Genomic DNA, 2464 nt, shown 5'->3' on the forward strand with positions numbered 1-2464 from the left:
AGCGGGGTGCGCAGGTCGTGGCCGACGGCCGACAGGATCGCGGTGCGCAGCTCGGTGGTCGCCGCCCGCCGCTGCGCGTCCGCCGTCTCGACCGCCATCCGCTGCTGCCGCAGCGCCAGCAGCGCCTGACCGGCCGCGGTCTCCAGGGCCCGCTGGTCGGCGGCGGGCAGCGGGCGCCCGCGCAGCGACAGGTGCACGTCCGCCGTGACCGGAACGTCCGCGTCGGCCTCCTCCGGCTCGTCGCACGGCCTCGGGCCCACGCACGCCACCCGCCGCCACCGCCCGTCCACCCGCTCCAGCATCGCCACCGACTCCATGCCGAAGTTCTCCCGCACCTTCTCCAGCAACCGCACCAGCGGGTGCGGGCTGGTCAGCACGGTGCGCGCGTAGGAGGCGAGCAGCGCGGCCTCGGTGCTGGCGCGCGCGGCCTGCGCGGCCAGCCTGGCGGCCCGGTCGACCACCAGCGCCACCAGCACCGCCACGATCACCATCACCACCAGCGTCAGCATGTTCTCCGGCGTGGCGATGGTGAGGCTGTAGAACGGCGGGGTGAAGAAGTAGTTCAGCAGCACCGCCCCCACCAGCGCGGCCACCACCGCCGGGCCCAGCCCGCCGACCAGCGCGACCACCACCGTGGCCAGGAAGAACCCGACCAGGTCGGTGGAGAAGTCCAGCTGCTCCTGCAGCGCCGTGCCGGTCCCGGTCACCAGCACCGGCAGCAGCAGCGCCAGCGACCAGCCCAGGACCTGGCGGGACGCGGTCAGCGGGTTGCGGTCGACCTTCCAGCGCGGGGCGCGGCGCGACTCGTCGTGGGTGACCATGTGCACGTCGATGCTGCCCGACTGCCCGATCACGGCCGCGCCGATGCCCTCGTCGAACACCCGCGCCAGGCGGGTGCGGCGGGAGGTGCCCAGCACCAGCTGGGTGGCGTTGACCCCGCGCGCGAACTCCAGCAGCGCGGCGGGCACGTCGTCGCCGACGACCATGTGGAACGTGGCCCCGACGTCCTCGGTGAGCTTGCGCAGCGCGGCGATCGACCCCGGCGCGGAACCGGCCAGGCCGTCGCCGCGCATGGTGTGCACCACCAGCAGCTCGGCCCCGGCGCGCGCGGCGATGCGGCGGGCCCTGCGGATCAGGGTCTCGCTCTCCGCGCCGCCGGTCACCGCGACCACGACCCGCTCGCGGGCCACCCCGGTGTCGGTGATGCGCTGCTCGGTGCGGTACCGCTGGAGCGCCACGTCCACCTGGTCGGCCACCCACAGCAGCGCCAGCTCGCGCAGCGCGGTCAGGTTCCCCACCCGGAAGTAGTTGCCCAGCGCGGCGTCGATCTTGTGCGCGGCGTAGACGTTGCCGTGCGCCAGGCGGCGGCGCAGCGCCTCCGGGGTCAGGTCGACCAGCTCCACCTGCTCGGCGCGGCGCACCACCGCGTCGGGGATGGTCTCGCGCTGCTCGACGCGGGTGATGCGGCGCACCACGTCGTTGAGCGACTCCAGGTGCTGGACGTTGAGCGTGGACAGCACGTCGATCCCGGCGTCCAGCAGCTCCTCCACGTCCTGCCAGCGCTTGGCGTTGCGCGAGCCGGGGGCGTTGGTGTGCGCCAGCTCGTCCACCACGGCGATCTCGGGGGCGCGGGCCAGCACCGCGTCCACGTCCATCTCGGTGATCGTGGTCCCCCGGTGCCGGACCTCCTTGCGGGGCAGCACCTCCAGACCGTCGACCATGGTGGCGGTGCGCTCGCGGCCGTGCGTCTCGACCAGGGCGACGACGACGTCCGCGCCGCGCTCCCGGCGCCGGTGCGCCTCGCCCAGCACCGCGAAGGTCTTGCCGACACCCGGCGCCGCGCCCAGGTAGATGCGAAGTTCGCCGCGCTTGCGCTTGTCCACGGTCCCGCCCGCTCCCGAGATCAGAAAATGGGGAAGACCGGGGGCCGCCGCGCGGGCGGCCCCCGGTCGGTGTCACCGCGCCGCGTCGACGGCCCGGTTGAGGGCGGTGACGTTGACGCCCGGCTCGCCGACGAACCCGAGCGAGCGGCCCACCGACGCCTCGGCGACCAGCGCCCGCACGGCGTCCTCCGGCAGCCCGCGCTCCCGCGCCACCCGCGGCACCTGGATCGCCGCGTACTCGGCGCTGATCAGCGGGTCCAGCCCGGAGGCCGAGGCGGTCACCGCGTCCTGCGGCACGGCGTCCTCCGCCACGCCCTCGCGCCGCGCCACCTCGGCGCGCCGCTCGGCGACCACCGCGTCGTAGTCGGCGTTGCGCTCGCCCTTGTTGGACCCGCCCGACGCGGGCAGCGTCGCCATCGACGGGCGCGGCTGGAACCAGCCGTCGCCCTCGCGCGGCACCACGACCAGCTCGGTGCCGGTGGCTTCGGCATTGGCGTGCAGGCCCGGCACGCGCGAGACCAGCCAGACGGCGGCGGGGTAGAGCACGCCGGTGATGACGGTCAGCACCAGCAGGACGCGCA

The 2464-nt window shown here is 75.1% G+C and carries 2 protein-coding genes; both read right to left on the minus strand.

What is annotated here, in order from left to right:
• The coding region (locus ACTUAL_RS21410; RefSeq protein WP_440901499.1) for a DUF4118 domain-containing protein at positions 1-1883 on the minus strand (1883 nt) is incomplete at its 3' end.
• Between the two features lie 72 nt (positions 1884-1955).
• Positions 1956-2464: potassium-transporting ATPase subunit C (locus ACTUAL_RS21415; protein WP_440901500.1), on the minus strand; the 509-nt coding region annotated here is incomplete at its 5' end.

It is taken from the genome of Actinosynnema sp. (assembly GCF_052038725.1).